Annotated in this window: 20 protein-coding genes and 1 pseudogene; 7 read left to right on the top strand and 14 right to left on the bottom strand. The window is 42.7% G+C overall.

Features of this window, described 5'->3' with window-relative positions; genetic code table 11:
* The 6 genes and pseudogenes from WBM49_RS10045 to WBM49_RS10020 all read right to left on the bottom strand — a co-directional run.
* A pseudogene (locus WBM49_RS10045) lies at positions 1-286 on the bottom strand (tetratricopeptide repeat protein); the annotation flags it as partial.
* Positions 267-1313, bottom strand: coding sequence for a VWA domain-containing protein (locus WBM49_RS10040; protein WP_424371920.1), 1047 nt, complete (start codon positions 1311-1313; stop codon positions 267-269). The pseudogene WBM49_RS10045 and the gene WBM49_RS10040, both read right to left, overlap by 20 nt.
* Positions 1314-1316: 3 nt before the next feature.
* Positions 1317-2315: a vWA domain-containing protein gene (locus WBM49_RS10035; RefSeq protein WP_424371919.1), complete on the bottom strand. Its 999-nt coding sequence runs from the start codon at positions 2313-2315 to the stop codon at positions 1317-1319.
* Positions 2316-3971 carry a hypothetical protein gene (locus tag WBM49_RS10030; RefSeq protein WP_424371918.1) on the bottom strand — a complete coding sequence of 552 codons (1656 nt, stop codon included), beginning with the start codon at positions 3969-3971 and terminating at the stop codon, positions 2316-2318.
* Positions 3972-3978: 7 nt separating this feature from the next.
* On the bottom strand, positions 3979-4845 hold the full coding sequence (locus WBM49_RS10025; protein ID WP_424371917.1) for a DUF58 domain-containing protein: 867 nt from the start codon (positions 4843-4845) through the stop codon (positions 3979-3981).
* Between the two features lie 64 nt (positions 4846-4909).
* Positions 4910-5911, bottom strand: coding sequence for an AAA family ATPase (locus WBM49_RS10020; RefSeq protein ID WP_424371916.1), 1002 nt, complete (start codon positions 5909-5911; stop codon positions 4910-4912).
* Between the two features lie 156 nt (positions 5912-6067).
* On the opposite strand from WBM49_RS10020, the gene WBM49_RS10015 reads away from it, so the two are divergent.
* The 3 genes from WBM49_RS10015 to WBM49_RS10005 are packed head-to-tail and all read left to right on the top strand — an operon-like array spanning position 6068 to position 8854.
* Positions 6068-6943 (top strand): aldo/keto reductase, encoded by an 876-nt coding sequence (locus WBM49_RS10015; protein WP_424371915.1) that lies wholly within the window; start codon positions 6068-6070, stop codon positions 6941-6943.
* 22 nt (positions 6944-6965) lie between these two features.
* Complete coding sequence (locus WBM49_RS10010; RefSeq protein WP_424371914.1) at positions 6966-7721, top strand: SDR family NAD(P)-dependent oxidoreductase; 756 nt, start codon at positions 6966-6968, stop codon at positions 7719-7721.
* Entirely contained in the window at positions 7718-8854 is a 1137-nt protein-coding gene (locus tag WBM49_RS10005; RefSeq protein ID WP_424371913.1) for an ATP-binding protein, read from the top strand. Before WBM49_RS10010 ends, WBM49_RS10005 begins: the two co-directional genes overlap by 4 nt.
* On the opposite strand, the gene WBM49_RS10000 is transcribed toward WBM49_RS10005, so the two are convergent.
* Together WBM49_RS10000 and WBM49_RS09995 are read right to left on the bottom strand one after the other, a co-directional pair.
* Positions 8851-10791 carry an alpha-amylase family protein gene (locus tag WBM49_RS10000; RefSeq protein WP_424371912.1) on the bottom strand — a complete coding sequence of 647 codons (1941 nt, stop codon included), beginning with the start codon at positions 10789-10791 and terminating at the stop codon, positions 8851-8853. The two genes, WBM49_RS10005 and WBM49_RS10000, sit on opposite strands and share 4 nt — an antisense overlap.
* Entirely contained in the window at positions 10788-11744 is a 957-nt protein-coding gene (locus WBM49_RS09995) for a carbohydrate kinase family protein (protein WP_424371911.1), read from the bottom strand. The genes WBM49_RS10000 and WBM49_RS09995 overlap by 4 nt, the downstream gene beginning before the upstream one ends.
* 156 nt (positions 11745-11900) lie before the next feature.
* On the opposite strand from WBM49_RS09995, the gene WBM49_RS09990 reads away from it, so the two are divergent.
* The gene (locus WBM49_RS09990) at positions 11901-12626 is read left to right on the top strand and encodes a metallophosphoesterase (protein ID WP_424371910.1); all 726 of its coding nucleotides are present in this window, start codon (positions 11901-11903) and stop codon (positions 12624-12626) included.
* Positions 12627-12693: 67 nt separating this feature from the next.
* A complete protein-coding gene (locus tag WBM49_RS09985) occupies positions 12694-13683 on the top strand; it encodes an acyl-ACP desaturase (RefSeq protein ID WP_424371909.1) in 990 nt (329 codons plus the stop codon).
* Between the two features lie 28 nt (positions 13684-13711).
* On the opposite strand, the gene WBM49_RS09980 is transcribed toward WBM49_RS09985, so the two are convergent.
* The 6 genes from WBM49_RS09980 to WBM49_RS09955 all read right to left on the bottom strand — a co-directional run bounded on the left by WBM49_RS09980 (position 13712) and on the right by WBM49_RS09955 (position 18375).
* Positions 13712-14236, bottom strand: a complete 525-nt coding sequence (locus tag WBM49_RS09980; protein ID WP_424371908.1) for a hypothetical protein — start codon at positions 14234-14236, stop codon at positions 13712-13714.
* Positions 14237-14539: 303 nt separating this feature from the next.
* Positions 14540-16093 (bottom strand): aldehyde dehydrogenase family protein, encoded by a 1554-nt coding sequence (locus tag WBM49_RS09975; protein ID WP_424371907.1) that lies wholly within the window; start codon positions 16091-16093, stop codon positions 14540-14542.
* A gap of 101 nt (positions 16094-16194) precedes the next feature.
* A complete protein-coding gene (locus WBM49_RS09970) occupies positions 16195-16554 on the bottom strand; it encodes a DUF1304 domain-containing protein (protein WP_424371906.1) in 360 nt (119 codons plus the stop codon).
* A gap of 17 nt (positions 16555-16571) precedes the next feature.
* A complete protein-coding gene (locus WBM49_RS09965; protein WP_424371905.1) occupies positions 16572-17114 on the bottom strand; it encodes a 3-hydroxyanthranilate 3,4-dioxygenase in 543 nt (180 codons plus the stop codon).
* Between the two features lie 80 nt (positions 17115-17194).
* Positions 17195-17671 (bottom strand): CAP domain-containing protein, encoded by a 477-nt coding sequence (locus WBM49_RS09960; protein ID WP_424371904.1) that lies wholly within the window; start codon positions 17669-17671, stop codon positions 17195-17197.
* A gap of 200 nt (positions 17672-17871) precedes the next feature.
* Positions 17872-18375: a CvpA family protein gene (locus WBM49_RS09955; protein ID WP_424371903.1), complete on the bottom strand. Its 504-nt coding sequence runs from the start codon at positions 18373-18375 to the stop codon at positions 17872-17874.
* Between the two features lie 89 nt (positions 18376-18464).
* On the opposite strand from WBM49_RS09955, the gene WBM49_RS09950 reads away from it, so the two are divergent.
* The gene (locus WBM49_RS09950; RefSeq protein WP_424371902.1) at positions 18465-18821 is read left to right on the top strand and encodes a hypothetical protein; all 357 of its coding nucleotides are present in this window, start codon (positions 18465-18467) and stop codon (positions 18819-18821) included.
* Complete coding sequence (locus WBM49_RS09945; protein ID WP_424371901.1) at positions 18818-19129, top strand: antibiotic biosynthesis monooxygenase family protein; 312 nt, start codon at positions 18818-18820, stop codon at positions 19127-19129. Before WBM49_RS09950 ends, WBM49_RS09945 begins: the two co-directional genes overlap by 4 nt.
* Positions 19130-19210 lie beyond the last annotated feature (81 nt).

Below are 19210 nucleotides of genomic sequence, written 5' to 3'. Positions count from 1 at the left end.
GCTTAAAGCGTCCAAACGCCTCTTCCATACTCTCTTTCTTGTAATAGGCCGTTCCTAAATTATAGGGGGCTACCACATTCTCATCGCTCTTAGAAATGGCCTTTCTATAGTCTGCTTCCGCTTTTATGAATTCATTTTCTGAAAGTTCCTTATTGGCCTCCCAGGTAAGATCTACAGAGGCTTTTAGGGCCTTTTCCTTTTCCTTTATTACCTCTTCCTGCGCATGTGTAAAGGCAGCCATAAGGAGCAGTAATACGGTAAGTCCTTTATTCATGATCTTTCTCATTAAATAGGTTTAATCTCTTTAACCACTTTGTTTTGCGATCTAATAAAAAGATATCTAAAAATAGGAAGAATAAAGCTGCGCCCAAAAACCATTGAAACTGGTCCTTGTAATCCGCAAACTGTTTGGCTTCAAATTCCATTTTATCCATCTGATTCAAGGCTTCTTTAATCTTTTCTACTGCCTCATCCGTATTAGATCCGTCAATGTACTCTCCGTTGCCTTTTTCGGCAATTTCCTTTAAAATTTCCGGGTTGAGCTTGGTGATGACCACCTCTCCCTGACTGTCCTTTTTTAGTTCTTCTGTGATCCCGTTCCTCTTGATGGGAATAGGAGCACCTTTTTCTTTTCCAACACCTATGGTGAAAATCCGTATCCCTTGTTCTACTGCAAGGTCTACTGCATCAAGGGCACGCCCTTCTGAATGATCCTCCCCGTCGGATATTATAAACAATACCTTATTGGTCTGGTCCTCATCATCATAATAGGTGGTGGCCAATTTAATAGCTTCGTCTATGGCCGTTCCTAAGGAGGACAAAAGATCTGTGTTTAAATACTGCAGGAACATTTTTGCAACCCCGTAGTCTGTTGTGATAGGCAATTGAGGCGCGGCCTGGCCCGCATAGGCTATGATCCCTATCCTATCACTTGCCAGCTGATTGATGATCTCTGATACCAGACGTTTGGACTTTTCCAATCTGTTGGGGGCAATGTCTTCTGCCAGCATGCTTTTAGAGACATCGATCGCAAAGACAATATCTACTCCTTCGCGCTTCACAGTCTCTAGTTTGGTCCCAATCTTTGGATTGGCCAGTCCAAGGATGAGGCCTGAGAGCCCCAGTAGAAATAATAATAATTTTAATACACCTTTATACCTCGACTTACTGGGGGTTAGACGTTTTAAAAGGCCAGGCTCGGCAAAGCGCCGCTGTGTCTTTTTCTTCCAATAGACAAGACCCAGAAATAGCAATACCATGACCGGGAAGATCAGGAACAAATAAAAATATGTGGCTTCGTCTATCTGTATCATTGCTTATATAAAACTGCGAAAAAATGTATTTCTGAAAAGCCATTCGGAAAGCAACAGGACTCCTGCAAGAAGCACCCAAGGCCTGAATTTCTCTTCGTTATTGTAATATTTAAATTCTTCTACCTCTGTTTTTTCCAGCTTATTGATCTCGTCATAAATGGCTTCCAACTTTTCATTGTTGGTGGCCCTGAAATATTTGCCCCCGGTGACCTTCGCTATTTCCTGGAGTAAAGGTTCATCTATTTGAACCTGGCGCATCCCGTAACGAAAAGATCCGTCTGCGTTATAGGATATAGGTGTTAGAGCGTTGCCATTGGTTCCCAGGCCAATAGTATAGGTCTTTATCCCAAATTCTACAGCCAGATTGGCCGCTGTCTGTGGCTCAATAAATCCGGAATTATTTACTCCATCTGTTAAAAGTATAATAACCTTACTGCTTGCCTTGCTATCTTTCAATCGGTTCACTGCGGTGGCCAGACCCATTCCTATGGCCGTCCCATCCGCCAGTTGTCCGTAGGTGATCTCCCGAAGGGCATTTAACACGATGCCTTTATCGCTGGTGATGGGTGTTTTAGTATAGCTTTCTCCTGCATAAGCCACTAAACCTATACGGTCACTGGGGCGTTCTCTGATAAAATTGGAGGCTACTTCCTTTAAGGCTGCCAGTCTATTTGGGCGCAGATCCCGTGCCAGCATACTGGAGGAAACGTCGATGGCCATCACAATATCTATCCCCTTCGTGGTCTTTGTCCTTGTAGACACTTCACGTATTTGTGGCCGTGCCATGGCTGTGATTATTGCTCCAAGTGCCAATAGTCGCAAGACAAATAAAAGAGGCTTCAATTTTGGAAGCAGGTCGTTTTTGGGAAAACCCTGTATACTCGAGATCTTTAAGGTAGCTGTTTGTTCCTTTCGCTTAAAAAAATACCAAAGCATTGCCAAAGGAAGTCCCAGGAACAACCAAAAGAATTGTGGATTAGCAAATTGGATATTTTCGAACATTTATACCTGCGTTTTAACGTCTATAGAGTTTATTATTCTATCGATGATCTCTTCTGCATATGGATCCCCTTCTTCCCAGGAAAGAACAATTTGTTGTTGAAATCCTTTTCCTCCGAATAAAATAATGGCATATTTCCCTTTTACCTTATCACCTGATGCATTTCCGGGAAAAGTACCACTTCCATATACTTTTATGCCCGGTACCCCGGAGGCAGAGCTGAACTCTTCTTGTTTCGTAATGATATTTTTGGCTCCTTTATCGGCAAACCCCTTTAATACCTGATCAATACTTTTTTGATAATCTGGCTCCGCAGGTTCTGTGAGGGTAACGGAAGTAGTGCCTACACCCAGCATATTTTCCGGATTGTAATACGAGAATATCTGGGTGCTTTTGATCTTGTCTTTTTCCTCCGGAGGGATCTCTACTTCCTGACGTATCAACACTTCTGGGGCCGATAAATTTATAGGAGGATAACCATACGAACTGGAAACCCATTCTCCTTCGAGTAATTGTTTTGAGGAATTACTAAAAACGCTGTCCCGGACATTTTCAAAACCATAATAGAAGACAGAGGTGCCAAAGACAAGCAAAATGACGGCTGCGAGCGAAACGCCGGCATAGATCCATTTCTTTTTCTTTTTTCTAAGAAGTATAGCCTCCTGATAAGCGGCCTCCTGCATCAGTTCTTCTTCCGTAGGTTCAGGGATGGCCTCTTTGGTCTTGATCACGATCTGTTCAATGGACTTTCTATCCTGCTCAGCCTTTGAGGAAGCAGGTTTAGATCTGGCAAACTTTACAAGATCCGCAGTTTCCAATATCTTTTTAAACTGGTCTATGGTTTCATCATCTATTTTTAAGGCACCGGCATCCTTCATCATTTCCAGTTTCGAAATTAACTGACCGGTAGTGCTTTCCATTGCAGATATATGAACATCTTCTTCCAGGTAGGAGCGAACAATATCGGTCAATTCTGAATAGTACTTTTTATATTCATCCTGAATCAGATATCGGGAGTTTTCAAGACGTTTTAGTTCCAGCAACGCTCTTTCATAGGGAGGCAGCAGCGCTTCCTTTTCATCTTCGCTCAATGTTTTCTTCTTAAAAAAGAACCAATAGGCCAGCCCCGCAAGAATTAATCCAGCCAGCAGAATCCACACAAAGAATGGAATGTCCGCGCTATTTTTTTCAATCGGGATCAAAGGCTTAATATCATAGATCTCTTTGGTAATCGTGTCTACTTCCACGGTACTTACCTGCACGAGCAATGAGTCTGTAAAATATCCTTTGCCATTAATTTCAATACGTTGTATGGGCAGCATATAAGAACCGGAATCGAATTGTGTCAGGGCATAGATCTTCTGCAAGGTCATTCGGTCTAGCTGCCTGGTGGTATCCGTTTTAAAGGCCTCAACCGTTTCCAGAGGCGAGAAGGTTTGTCCCTCAGGAAATATCACCTGTGCCATGGTATCTGCTTCTACCGTAACCTGGAAGTTAATTTGCTCCCCAATCTTAATAGAAGTAGTATCTACCGAAGAACTTACCCTGGGGAGCGACTGTGCTTTCAGCATGGAAGTACAGCAAAGAAATAGCACAACAAATACCTGTTGAAGTAGCCTTACTTCCATCTTCGGCACATATGTCATCACTCTTTTCATATAGCTATTAGCCTCTTTGTTTAAAATATCCCAGCAATTTTTTCACATAACTTTCATCAACCCTGCATTGCAAGATCCCTGCACCAGATTTAGTGAAGGTATTCCTAAAGTAGTCTACCCTTTCCCTGTAGTATGTTTCATAAGCAGTACGCACACTTTTAGACTGGGTATTTACCACGTGCACTGTCCCGGTTTCTGCGTCCTCTAACTGCACCATCCCAAGATTTATGATATGCTCTTCACTGGGATCATAAACCCTGATCCCGGTCACATCGTGCTTATTGCCAAGGATCTTCATGGTGCGTTCATACTCATCCATCATAAAATCTGACAGCACAAAGACGATGGCCTTTTTCTTCATCACATTCGAGAGGTATTTCAGCGCTTCCGTCAGATTGGTTTTTTTACTGTGGGGTTTAAATTCGAGTAATTCCCGTATGATCCTTAACACGTGGCTCTTCCCTTTTTTAGGTGGGATGAACAACTCAATTTCATCCGAAAACAAGATCATTCCCACTTTATCATTGTTCTGCAACGCCGAGAAAGCCAGAGTAGCGGAGATCTCTGTGATCACTTCCTTTTTGAATTGGTTGATAGTTCCAAATAATTCTGAACCGCTTATGTCTACCATAAGCATCAAGGTGAGCTCCCTTTCTTCTTCAAACACCTTCACGAAAGGCTCGTTGTACCGGGCCGTTACATTCCAGTCTATAGATCGTACATCATCCCCGAATTGGTACTTTCTTACTTCACTGAAGGTCATACCCCGCCCTTTGAAGGTAGAATGATATTCTCCTCCAAAGATGTGGTCGGATAGCCGACGTGTTTTAATCTCTATTTTGCGAACCTTCTTGAGTAGTTCTTTTGTATCCATGGGTTCAAGTTATAGCAGGTTGGTTCAATTGGGAACTGTTGAACGATATTAGAACATTGAACTTTTAGGGCACTTCAATTTCGTTTACAATGCGGTTAATGATCTCTTCAGAGGTAACGCTTTCAGCTTCAGCCTCATAAGTAATCCCCACACGGTGCCTAAGCACGTCATGGATCACGGCCCTAACATCTTCGGGCACTACATAGCCACGCCTTTTAATAAAGGCATAACACTTGGCTGCGATCGCTAAATTGATGCTTCCTCGTGGGGAAGCGCCAAAACTTATCAGCGGCTTCAGGTCTTCCAGGTTGTATTTCTCTGGATAGCGGGTAGCGAAGACAAGATCCAGGATATACTTTTCGATCTTTTCATCCATATACACTTCCCTTACTGCTTTTTGAGCGCTAAGGATCTGTTTTACGGAAATTACCGGCTTTACGGTCTCATAAGCCCCATTTAAATTCTGCCGGATGATCAATTGTTCCTCATTCATCTTGGGGTAGTCTATGACCGTTTTCAGCATAAATCTGTCTATCTGAGCCTCAGGCAGGGGATAGGTTCCTTCCTGCTCAATAGGGTTCTGGGTAGCCATCACCAAAAAGGGTGCATCTAAGGGAAAGGTCTCATCACCTATAGTAACCTGTCTTTCCTGCATAGCCTCCAACAGCGCCGATTGCACCTTTGCAGGGGCCCGGTTGATCTCATCGGCCAACACAAAATTGGCAAAGATGGGACCTTTTTTAATGGAAAAGTCATTCAACTTCATATTGTAGATAAGGGTTCCTACCACATCTGCAGGGAGCAGGTCCGGAGTGAACTGTATTCTGCTAAAACTCCCTTTAACCGCCTTTGCGAGGGTGTTGATCGCCAATGTTTTTGCCAGTCCGGGAACTCCTTCCAGAAGGATATGGCCCTGACCAAGCAAGCCTATCAGTAATCGTTCCGTCATATGTTTCTGACCTACGATCACTTTATTCATCTCCATCATCAGTAGATCAATAAAGGCACTTTCCTGAGCAATTTTCTCATTAACCGCACTGATGTCTACCGTAGTATTTTCTTCCATAATTGTCTTTTAAATATTGTCTATCAATCTATTAGATCAAAGGGAATGCAAATTGAAAATTTATTCATTCAATGCCTGTTAATGATTGGTTAAAAAAATTCGGGAGGCCTAAGTTTTATGAACTATTTAAGGGATTTTTAGTAATTTACCCCCCTTATGAAAAGACCTTCAAAGTATTCCGGAATTATTGCCGGAACAATGACCTGGGGAAGCTGGGGAAAACAACTTTCCAAAAGTGAGATGATCTCCCTGATGAATCACTGTTTGGAACAAGGAATCACCAGTTTTGATCATGCCGATATTTATGGAGCCTACGGCAATGAAGAGGAGTTTGGGAAGGCCTTTTCAGAGAGTGGTATCGGCAGAGAACAGATAGAACTTATCAGTAAATGTGGCATACAGTATGTTTGTGAAACCAGAGATAACGTTACAAAGCATTACAATTATACCACAGACTATATCATTTGGTCTGCGGAACGATCCTTAGAAAAACTACACACGGAGTATTTGGACCTGTTCTTGTTGCACAGACCAAGCCCGCTGATGGACCCCGAACCTATAGCGAAGGCGATAGAAGTGTTGATGAGCAGTGGAAAGATCCGTTCCTTTGGCGTATCAAACTTTACCCCTTCCCAGATAGCAATGCTGGAAACTGCCATACCGGTTGGGGCCAACCAGGTAGAGTGCTCTCTTACCGCTGAGGGGGTGATGTATGATGGCACCTTAGATGATTGTATAGCCCGGAAAAGAATGGCCATGGCATGGTCTCCATTAGGGACCTATTTCAAAGAAGATTCTGACAGAACCAGAAGGATCCGGGAAGTGATGATCCCATTCATGGAAAAGTACCAGGCTAGCGAGGACCAACTGATCCTGGCCTGGTTAATGAAACACCCGGCCCATATTCATCCTGTGGTAGGGACCACCAATAAAGCGCGACTAACAGATGGGATGAAAGCGACCAAGATCAATATGGAATTGGAAGACTGGTTCACCCTTTTAACAGCATCACAGGGACACAAGGTTCCCTAACAGTTTAAAAATTTATACAGCTATGAATAAAACGGCATTTATAACCGGGGCAACCAGTGGAATAGGGATGGCCACTGCTAAATTATTTGCTACCCATCGTATTTCCCTGGTTCTCTGTGGCAGGCGGCAGGCAAATCTCGACAGCCTTGTAAAAGAACTTAGTGCTCATACCAAGGTACATAGCCTTAATTTTGATGTCAGGGATAGAGAGGCTGTAGCAGCAGCCGTCAACTCGCTCCCCAAAGAATTTGCCGCTATTGATATCCTAGTGAACAATGCCGGGAATGCCCATGGATTAGACCCTATTCAAACGGGAGATCTCGCAGATTGGGACGCCATGATAGACATTAACGTAAAAGGGCTGCTATACGTATCCCGAGCCATCCTGCCCGGAATGGTGGCCAAAAGATCAGGACATATTATCAATATAGGTTCCACGGCCGGGAAAGAGGTGTATCCCAATGGAAATGTCTACTGTGCCAGTAAGCACGCCGTAGATGCCATCAACCAGGGGATGCGTATAGATCTCAATGAATACGGGATACGTGTAGGTGCGGTAAATCCCGGATTGGTAGAAACGGAATTTAGTGAAGTTCGTTTTAAAGGCGATGAACAACGTGCCGAAAAAGTGTATCAGGGATTCAAAGCCTTGCAAGCGGAAGACATCGCAGACATCATCTATTTTGTAGTTACAAGACCTTACCATGTAAACATTGCCGACCTGGTGGTAATGCCTACGGCTCAAGCCAGCAGTACCATTGTGAAGAAACAGCTATGATCAACAAACGCCTCTTGGTAAAAAACCTTTTGGCTCATAATGATGAGAATAGTTTTTATGACAAGAAACGCTCTATCGATATTGGACAAAAAGAAGGGAAGGCGAAATTTCTAAAGCACGTCTGTGCCCTGGCAAACAGCAATCCCAAGAGCAATTCCTTTATCGTCATTGGGGTGGAAGACGAAGACAATAAGATAGTTGGGGTAGATTTCTTCGATGACAGTAAGATACAGAATCTGGTCAACGCCTATTTAGACAATCCGCCTTTGATTTCTTATGAGAATATCCCCTTTCCTCATCTGCAGGAAGGAAGGGTTGTAGGATTGGTCACTATCAGGTCTAATGGAAAAGTCTGTTCCCTGCGAAAGAATATCTGGAAATATTACGGAGGAGCCGTTTTTTTCAGGGAAGGAAGTATCAGCATGCCTAAAGCCTTCGATATTCAACTAAAGGATTTGAATTCGGCCACCGTGGCTACCATAGAACAGCACGCCCGTAACAACATTGAACTCACCCTGGATGGGGTGATCGATTTTATCAATCATCGCCATAAGGACCTGAGCAGCAACTACAAAGTTTTTAAGGAGCAATTTGTGATCTGTTGGGCCGGCCACAGGAAAAAGGTGAAAGACAGAACCTATTATTTTAGGGTAGACATTGAATTGATCAATGAACAAGTAAAGTTGTTTTACTCAACGCTGGATGAGATCACTATCGATTTTACAGAAAATTCATTTACCATCACGGAATTTGTACAACTGGGGTTGGGGAAAGAACAACGATATTTTCCGTTAGAAAAAGTAAGGATCGCCTTTCAGGACAATGGGACCTACCAGATCACCGGGGAACTGATCTTTGAGCCGCCGCAGTACGATAGAAAAACCTTGCATCATATTTACAATGCCAATAATGCGCTGATCCAAAAAATTCAGAAGAACAGGACGCTTACCAAAACGGAGGTAATGGATCTGAAGGCAGCCCCTGCCACATATCTTATTTGCTATCTAAATGGATTTGAAGAAGCAAAGGAACAAATAGAAACCTTGAGAGGTTTGGTTAAAACAAAGGAAGAAACCGTTTACAACAACCTGAAGGAATCCCTTAGGATCATGCGTAAAGTTAGATACAACTAGGGTTTTACCAGCCACAAAAGTTCATAAGGCTGCACTTCCATTAAACCGCTGTTTAACTTCCTTTTCTGGCTCGTATGAATATCGGACAAGGCTCCATCTTTTATATATCCTAAGGAATGGAGCACATCAACCCCAAGTATCTGAGGGTGTTCATCAAAATTTGCCAGGACCAACACCCCTTCTTTGTTTTTCCCGTTGCGCTCAAACATAAACAAGTGTGGATTACGGGGATCGTGCAAGATCGTATTGTTAGCATCTGCAAATACCTTATTTTTCTTTCTAAGTGAGATCATGTGTTTTAGACCATTAAAAATAATGGAGGAGGGGGTTTCCTTCTCTTTTAGATTGGCTACTGTTTGCCAACTGTGTGAAGGTCTGTTCACCCATCTGCTGTCGTACTTCTTGTGATCATCATCTAGATAGGAATAATCATTTAGGGTACCTATCTCATCGCCGGCATAAATTAATGGGATCCCCCCATAAGAAAGAATGATACCATGGAGCATTAGGATCTTTTGAATAGCTTGTTCAATGGCAGCTGTATGCTGAATTCTGATTGCTTTTTCAAGGCCCAAAAGGGAGGCACAGCTCCCAGTGATTCTGCCATCTCCGGTAGAAGGATTATACATGAACTGATAGCCTACAGCCGGACTCCAATCTAAGCCCTGGCAATAGTAATCCAATAAAAATTTACGGTGGAGCCAGGGATCCCAGCCCAGTTCTGAAATATAATGGTCATCTAATCCCAGACCAATATCGTCATGGCAACGCACATAATTTATCCAGGTAGATTCCTGTGGTTTCGGCGGGCTGTTCTGCAGGGTCTTGTTAAGGAGCAAGGTTTTTTTGGTAGCGATAGAGTTCCATAAAAGTGCCATAAGTGAGGCATTATAGGCAACCTCACACTCATTCCCTTCTCTATTTCCTTCTCCAAAATATTTGATGATCTCTTTGGGAGCCACGATGGCTTCTGCCAGAAATATAACTCCCGGCGCAATGGTTTGAAGACACATCCGGAATAATGAAATGAGCATATGGGCCTCCGGTAGATTTTGCGAATTGGTTCCTATTTTTTTCCATAGGAAGGCGAGGGCATCGAAACGCACAACATCCACACCACTGTTTATCATGGCCACCAGATTTGAGAGCATTTCCAGGAACACTTTTGGATTCGTATAGTTGAGATCCCATTGGTAAGAGTTAAACACGGTCATTACCCAATGATCAATTTCTTTGCGATAGGTGAAATTTCCCGGAGAAGTGGCCGGAAATACTTCTGGTAACGAGGCTTCAAAGGTATCTGGAATTGTCCTGTCTGGATACATGTAGTAATAGCCCTGGTATTTGGCACTGCCCTGTAAGGCTTTTTTGGCCCAGGGATACTCATCCGAAGTATGATTTACCACAAAATCGAGCATAAGATAAATTCCCTCCGCCCTTAATTTTGAGGTAAGTGACAACAGATCCTTTTTAGAACCAAATCGCCTGTCAACGGCAGTATAGCTATTAACGGCATATCCCCCGTCATTTTCTCCTTTGGGACGGGTTGTGATAGGCATTAGATGAAGAAAATTAATCCCCAGTGTTTTGAAATAGGGGATCTTTTCCTCTATGCCTTTCAGATCATTGTTAAACAGGTCTACATACAACTGCATTCCTGCCATTTTCTCTGACTGATACCAGTTCCCTTTTTTGAGAAGGTGCAGGTCATGTAGTTTTAATTCGTCCGATCTTGTTTGAAACAAGCTGGGAAGTAGTTCCAGTAATTCCTTAAAGTAAGGGTCGTGTTTTGGATCCTTGTAAAGGGAATAGAACAATTCCTTGATAAGCGGAAGATTGGTGGTGACACGGAGATCAAAAAGATTTTGAGGGCTAACCTTTTTCAGATCCTTCAGATCCTTTAAGGCCAGCATCCTATGAAGCGCGGTTTGATTCATGTGGAGGTGTACAATTGATGATGGTCTGGCAGCGATTCTATTGCGCCATACCCAGTAGTGGTTATTGCTCCGGCTTTATTGGCGTATACCACCATATCCATCAGTAAGGTATCATTTTTCAAAAGTTGCTCATGGGTTGAAAGCTTACTGATCTGTTGTAAAAGGCATCCTATAAAAGCGTCTCCTGCTCCTGTAGTATCTACCGGAGTTACCGGAATACTTGGAATGGTCTTTTGTGTATTTTTAGTGCTTACATAGGTCCCTTCTGAACCCAGCGTTATGGTGATGATCTTAGCTCCAACGTTATGAAGTACTTCGCAGGCCTCCGGAAGTGAACTCTTTTTTGATATCATCTGAGCCTCTTCTAAACTGAATTTGCACAAATGAGATTTCTCTATATAGGGCATACTTTTTTTGATAAAAACCGCTTCATTATCCTTCCAAAGATCTGTACGAAAATTAGGATCGAAACTAATAAAGGAATTTTCAGTAATAGCATCGAAGAGATAATGGCCATAGGCTTTTTCCAGGGGTCCTCCCAAAAGGGCTGTTGCCGCCCCTAAATGAACCATATGATCTTTTATATCAACCTTGATGGAAGAATCATAGCTTAGCTCCCTATCAGCACCCCGCGAAAAAACAAAATCGCGTTCTCCATTGGCTGCCAGAGATACAAATGCCAGTGTCGTAAATGCTTGAGATCGTTGAACGTACGAAAGATCTACATCAAAGGATTCTAGGGTATTTAGCAGAAAAGTCCCGAAAGGGTCATTTCCCACACAACCGATAAAGGCACTTTTCCCACCTAATTTCGCAATGGCACAGGCAACATTGGCAGGGGCTCCCCCAGCTTTTTTTGTGAAGTTTGTGGCTTTTGAGAGATCGGCCCCTTGATTTTCGGCGACAAAATCTATCAAAACCTCACCTATGCAAAAAATTCGTTTTGATGGCATAAGATGGCCTTAGTGGATTTACAGATAAACAAGACTGTAAGATTAACCTGCAATATAAACCATGTGTTTAACAATTAATAAAAATCAGGGCTTAATGGTTATAAAATTTTTAGGGTAAGGTAGTGAGTTGCTTTGATAAATTGCGATTTTTGTGCCATGAGAACATTGGTGATCGGAGACATTCATTCTGGCGTAAAAGCCTTGCAACAAGTATTAAAAAAAGCGGCCATTCAGCAAACGGATCTGCTTATTTTTTTGGGAGATTATGTTGATGGGTGGAGCGAAGCGGTAGAGACAGTAAATTTTCTATTAGAATTACAAAAGCAACATCAATGCATTTTTTTAAGAGGCAATCACGACGATCTTTGTTATCATTGGTTGGAAACCGGAGAAGACAATCCACTTTGGTTAATGAACGGGGGTCAGGCTACCATAGATTCATACGAGAAGGCTGGGAAAGATGTAATAAAATCTCATCTGCCGTTTTACGAAGGACTACGAAATTATTATTTGGACAAGGAAAAACGACTCTTCTTACATGCGGGTTTTACAAATCTGAAGGGAGTAGATTTCGAATATTTCTCTAAGACATTCTATTGGGACCGAACGCTATGGGAAATGGCGTTAGCATTAGATCCGAAATTGCCAATAGAGAGTGTGTACTACCCAAAGCGACTTACGCATTATAAAGAGATCTATATTGGTCATACCCCTTTAAGTAAAATAGGAAAGACCACTCCTCATTGTGCCGCCAATGTCTGGAATATAGATACGGCAGCAGCCTACAAGGGTCCCTTAACTATCCTTGATGTAGATTCTAAGGAATTTTGGCAAAGCGATGCGGTTTGTTCTTTTTATCCCGGAGAGCCGGGCAGGAACTAAATTTTGGTAATATTTTAATAGAGTTTCCCTGAAATAATACCGTACTTTGTTGTGTAACTCAGATCAAATGAAGAATATTCGACTAGAAGTAATGGATGCCATTGAGCCCAAGGTAGCCGGGTTTATGGATGATTTCCTTATCCCAGCAGAGCAGATTTGGCAACCTTCGGATTTCTTGCCCGATTCTCAATCGGAAGGTTTCTTCGATCACCTTGAACAAATCAGGGAAGAAGCCAAGGAATTAAGCTATGATTTCTGGGTTACCCTGGTGGCAGATACTATTACAGAAGAAGCCTTACCCACCTATGAATCCTGGCTTATGGATGTAGAGGGGATCAATCAGCACGCCAAGGAGAATAATGGATGGTCTAGATGGGTACGAGCATGGACCGCAGAAGAGAACCGGCATGGCGATGTGCTGAATAAATATCTGTATCTCTCTGGAAGAGTGAATATGCGGCAAGTTGAGATCTCCACTCAACACTTAATCACTGACGGTTTTGATATTGGTACGGACCGGGATCCCTACAAGAACTTTGTGTACACGACTTTTCAGGAACTGGCCACTAATATTTCACACAAAAGGGAAGGACAAATGGCCAAGAAAAAAGGTAACATCCTCTTGGGGAAAATGTGTTCTATTATTGCGGGGGATGAAATGAGGCATCACCTTGCATACAGAGAGTTTGTAAAGACGATCCTAAGCCATGATCCCAACGGTATGATCCTTGCCTTTGCGGATATGATGAAGCACAAAATTGTAATGCCTGCTCATTTTTTACGAGAATCTGGGGGCACTATAGGGGCGGCCTTTGAGAATTTTTCTAATTGTGCTCAACGCCTCGGGGTCTATACTTCCCAGGATTATATTGAGATCTTACAGAAATTAAATTCATACTGGGAACTTGGGACACTCAGGAGCTTAAATGAGGAAGCAGAAAAGGCCAGGGATTATCTGATGAAACTCCCTGAACGACTAATTCGAATCTCAGAGCGCATGAAATTCCCAGAAGATCAGTACCGGTTTAGTTGGGTACAAGCCAATGGGGTGATCTAAAAAACCCGCCTATAAAGGCGGGAATTTTCTATAGTTTTCCATGTTTGTGTTCGTGCTGCCATTTGGCCAGGTCTTTCCATTTTCCTTCTGCAGCCATCTTTGCCTGCATAGGCCAGGAAGCAGGATCGTGGACCTTATAACGATCCCCTCCAGAATCTAAGACTTCCTGACATTTTGCTACAGACGTCTCTGAAAGAGCCTGCCAGGTGTTGATTTCAAAATTATGGAAGAGACTTCGAATTTTTGGCCCTATTCCTTCTACCAGAGATAGATCATTGAATTTCACCGACTTTCCAAGTGCTTTTTTGGCTGCCTGAGCATCAAAAGCTTGGGTTGTATGCGTATGCAAAGCAGAACCGGCGGCCAGTTTTTGCTGGCATTTGGTCAGGTCTGCCTTGGCCTTCTCATTTTGCTGTTGTAAGGATTTTATTTCTGAATTAAAATCGACCGTAGGATTAGAACCTCTACCGATCAGATAGCCAAATAAACCACATAATAGTCCAATCCCCAGTGGGATCAACCAGCACCAGATATTCATATATTCAAAATCCATAGGCAATGTATTTTAGTTAGTTATGCTCTTGTTAGTACACCAGAACCCAACCCAGGTCGGGATACCTACTTTATCCTAAAATAACGGATTTGTAGATCACGCACATTGACCACAGTACATCACAAAAAAATAAGTGCCCGCCAGAAGTGTAATGATAAGTCCGATGATGTTGGTCGTTCTCTTAGACATGGAAGTAATGGTTAGGTGTATTTTCTTACAAGGTATTAAAAAATCAAATACCATTTACAGAGGGCTTTGGAACCCCCTGTAATTATAACAACTTTAGATACTCCAAAGAGTATTTTACAGATCAAATTTTATCCCTTGGGCCAGTGGTAATTCGGTGGTGTAATTTATGGTGTTTGTTTGCCTTCTCATATACACTTTCCAGGCATCGGATCCCGACTCACGGCCGCCTCCTGTTTCTTTCTCTCCTCCAAAAGCACCACCTATTTCAGCACCTGAAGTACCAATATTTACATTGGCGATTCCACAATCACTGCCGGAAGCTGCCAGAAACCGTTCTGCCTCCCTTAAATTGCTGGTCATGATGGCCGAAGATAATCCTTGTACTACTCCATTCTGAAGAGCAATGGCGTTTTCTACATCTCCGGTATAGGACATTAAATACAGTATAGGCGCAAAGGTCTCATGCTGCACAATAGGGAATGAATTTTTAGCCTCAGCAATGGCTGGTTTTACATAGCAACCACTTTCATATCCCTGTCCTTTCAACACACCGCCTTCCACCAGGATATTACCTCCCTGAGCTACTACATCTATCAGCGCTTTTTGATAGGCAGCCACAGCATCCTTGTCTATTAATGGCCCTACATGATTAGACTCATCCAACGGATTTCCAATACGCAATTGGGTATAGGCATCTACCAGGGCTTCTTTTACTTGTTGGAATATAGATTCGTGGATGATAAGTCGCCTTGTAGAGGTACAACGCTGACCTGCGGTACCTACCGCACCAAAAACGGCCCCAATAACGGTCATTTTTATATCTGCATTTGGGGTAACGATGATAGCGTTATTTCCGCCTAATTCTAACAAGGATTTTCCCAATCTGCCGCCTACCGCCTGGGCAACAATTTTGCCCATACGTATGGAGCCTGTAGCAGAGATCAATGGAATTCGCTGGTCATGGGTCATATATTCGCCTACCTTGTAATCCCCATTTATCAGACATGAAATACCTTCTGGCAGATTATTTTCCTTAAGAATATCGGCTATAATATGTTGACAGGCAATTCCACAAAGTGGGGTTTTTTCTGAAGGTTTCCATACACAAACGTCTCCGCACACCCAGGCAAGTGCCGTGTTCCATGCCCATACGGCCACCGGAAAGTTAAAGGCAGAAATGATTCCTATGACACCCAGCGGATGGTACTGCTCGTACATCCTATGCCCGGGTCGTTCAGAATGCATGGTAAGTCCGTGAAGTTGTCTTGATAATCCAACGGCAAAATCACAGATATCGATCATTTCCTGTACCTCTCCTAAACCTTCCTGATATGATTTCCCCATTTCATAGGAGACAAGTTTTCCCAGGGGTTCCTTTAGTTCTCGCAAACGCAGGCCAAATTGTCTCACCACTTCACCTCGCTGAGGGGCCGGTTTTAGTCGCCAAGTTTTAAAAGCTGTGGTGGCAGCTGTCATCACTTTCTCATAGTCTTCTTTGGAAGTCGTCTTAACACTGGCGATTCTTTCACCGTCTACCGGGGAAAATGAATCCAGGGTTTCTCCTGTAGAAAAGAAATTGGAACCTGTGGAGGTGCCTTCGTTCAGGTCTTTAATTTTTAGTGCTTTTAGGGCCTTTTGAATCCCTGAATCAACTATTGCCGTTGTCATTATAATTATGTTTTATTTAAATTAAAACCTTGTCTTGCAAAGCTACGAATATTTACAATCCTGCCATGAGGATTCTTGTAATTCCGTCTTAAGAAGGCTCATCAGAGATGTAACAGAATAAGGGCAATTAATGCGGGTAACGCCTGTACGTAAAAGATCTTCTTTGAGACCGTAATGGCGCCGTAAACGCCTGCGATAACAACACAGCTAAGGAAGAAGATAGCAATATAGAATCGCCAGTGTGGGTCTTCAATAAAGAAGGTCCAGATCAATCCTGCAGCCAGAAAACCGTTATACAGACCCTGGTTGGCTGCCAGTCCCTTTGTGGGTTTAAACAGCTCTCTTGGGAAGCCCCTGAATACCTTGGGCGCCCGGGTGGTCCATGCAAACATTTCGAGCCAAAGGAAATACAGATGAAGCAAGGCCGTAAATGCAATTAGAATATTTTGTGCGATTACCATAGGTGATTGGATTTTAACTAGCTTTTTTGTGCGACAAACCTTGGATCTGCCTTCATGGTAGTTCCGCAATTATCACATGTGCGCAAGGCTTCGGAACCATAGAAGTGTTCAAAATGCTTTAAAAAGTCCTTTTCAATATCTTCCAGGGTAAAATACACTTCGTATAATTTGTGATTACAGGAATCGCAAAACCACAGCAACCCGTCCTTTGTATTTAGATCGGCTCGCTTGCGTTCTATAACAAGCCCAATAGAACCCTCATGTCTCACTGGAGAATGGGGTACCTTCGGCGGGTGCAGGTACATATCCCCGGGCCCCAACTTCATTGTTTTTTTCTTTCCCTCATCCTGCACTAATACTTCAATGGTCCCTTCTAATTGATAAAAAAGTTCCTCCGTCTCATTATAGTGGTAATCCTTCCGGGCGTTGGGCCCAGCCACGATCATTACAATATAGTCATCAGCATCTTTATAAAGATTTTTATTTCCAACAGGAGGTTTAAGCAGATCGCGGTTTTCCTCTATCCATTGGGTGAGATTAAATGGGGGTAGTATGGCCATACACGTAGTTTTTAAATCAGACGCCAAGGGGCTGCACGCCTTGTACTCAAAAATAAGAAAAGTAAATGGTATTCTCCGACCTATTTAAAGAAGAGCTGGGTATAGAAATAGTCTCCTGCCGCATTTATTTTTACACTTACCGCAGTATGGGTAAAGTCGGCTTCCATAGTGCTCTTGTGATTTGGGCTATCCAACCATCCTTGAAAAGCGTCGGCAGCTGTCAGATAGTCCATGGCCACATTTTCGGCAACTTCCTTTGCATTAGTTTCGGATGCAATTTTAGAAGCACGGGCGCTAAAATTATCATGACTTATGGTTCCCTTGGAGATCATATAATCTGTATGAAGGTTAGCATATTCATAGGCCAGGGCACTAAATTGTAACGAAGAGGCACCAATAGCATTTCTGTAAGTATTCACTAACTCCAATAGCTCTTGCTCTACTGCTACGGCATTTATGGCCACCGGAATATCCTCGGTTGTAACAGATTCTTTGCTACAAGAAACGATACATAGAATACCCAATGCAAGGAAAGCAAAATGCAGACTTCTTCTCATATAGTGTTACTCGCAAGTAGGTAGGGAAGAAGTGGGGGTTCTCGTTTACTTCAAAATACAATTCTGAAGAATGTAATGATACTAAAAATGATTTAAGGAATGCCTTAAATGACCAATTTATTCGATGAAATACATCTCGTGCAAGAATTGGTTAGTGGAGTCTTCCGCCAAAAGCAGGAATTCTAAAAGGCTTTATGAGATCATTCTGTCTTCTCGTCTTCATCCGATTTTATGACGGTACTAAAAACGAGTGCACCGATATTTCGGATAGGTTCATAAAGCACTGATTCGGCGATGCTCTCTTCATTGATCAACCTGAGATTCTTGTTGACACTTTCTAAAAAGATCAAAAGTGCCCCCAGTATTATCGCTACTTTCAAAGTACCAAAAAGTCCGCCTGCAATTTTATTCAGCAATCCCAGCATCGCAAGTTCGGCCACTTTTGTCAGCAATTTTCCGGCCATTATCACCAGGATCACGATGATAAAAAAAGTGATGATAAAAGAGATCAGGCTCATGGTTCTCTCGTTCCAGTCCCAATGAGATGCCAGGTAATCTCCTACAATATATGAGAAATGTATGGCTCCGTACAAGCCGGCGATTAGGGCAATAATGGAAGCAATTTCTACCAGAAGACCATTTTGCACCCCTTTAAAAAGGCCATATAGCAGCATCAAACCAAGAACAATATCAATAAAGTTCACAAGTGGGTGATTTGTACAAATATAGAACTTTGATTTGTACCTTTGAAGTCATAAAAATCATCATAATACCAGGGGAAAGAATAGAATATATGGCCAGAGATACGATACTTAAGGAACAATGGGAACTGCTGGTTCAAAAATTATCATCTCAATTCTCGGATGGCGACCCGCTAGAGCTCGATGCCATTATCTATTTAGTCGGAGTACAAGAACTAGGGCAGTATCATAAGAAGTACAAAAAGGACGAAAAAATTAATCTTATGCATATCGCCATATGCAGATTGCTGGAGCCCTATGGGTATTACGAGTTCGAATATTTCGATGAGCAGGGATGGCCCCATTATAAAATAAAAGAGGTGCTGCCCCCATTAAAAGCAGGGGAGCAATCGGTATTGATGAAAGAAGCCATCGTAGGCTACTTTCTGGAAAAAGAATACATTCAATGAGGAAACAACCCCCATACTATGCAGTGATCTTTACCACCCTAAGGACCAAAGAAGATCAAGGATATGAGGAGATGGCGGCTAAAATGGAGAGGTTGGCAGCCAGGCAACCGGGTTTTCTCGGTTTTGAGACTGCCAGAAACGAAATTGGGATAAGTGTGAGTTACTGGGATTCCCTGGAGGCCATAAGGCAATGGAAAGAGCAAGGAGAGCATCTTTTGGCCCAGAAGAAAGGGAAAGAGTTATGGTATCAATGGTATAAACTGCGTATCTGTCTTGTGGAAAGAGAATACGAATTTAGCCAATCTTAGGGGCGCTGTATTTCACCTTTCCAGCGCCATAGATAACACTAGCTTAATATCAGGTATTTTGAGTCCTATGATTCTTATCCT

Source organism: Muriicola sp. (assembly GCF_049669965.1).
In the GTDB taxonomy this organism is placed as follows: domain Bacteria; phylum Bacteroidota; class Bacteroidia; order Flavobacteriales; family Flavobacteriaceae; genus Muriicola.
The sequence above is the reverse complement of the archived record's forward strand: the minus strand, read 5'-3'. Positions and strand labels throughout refer to the sequence as shown.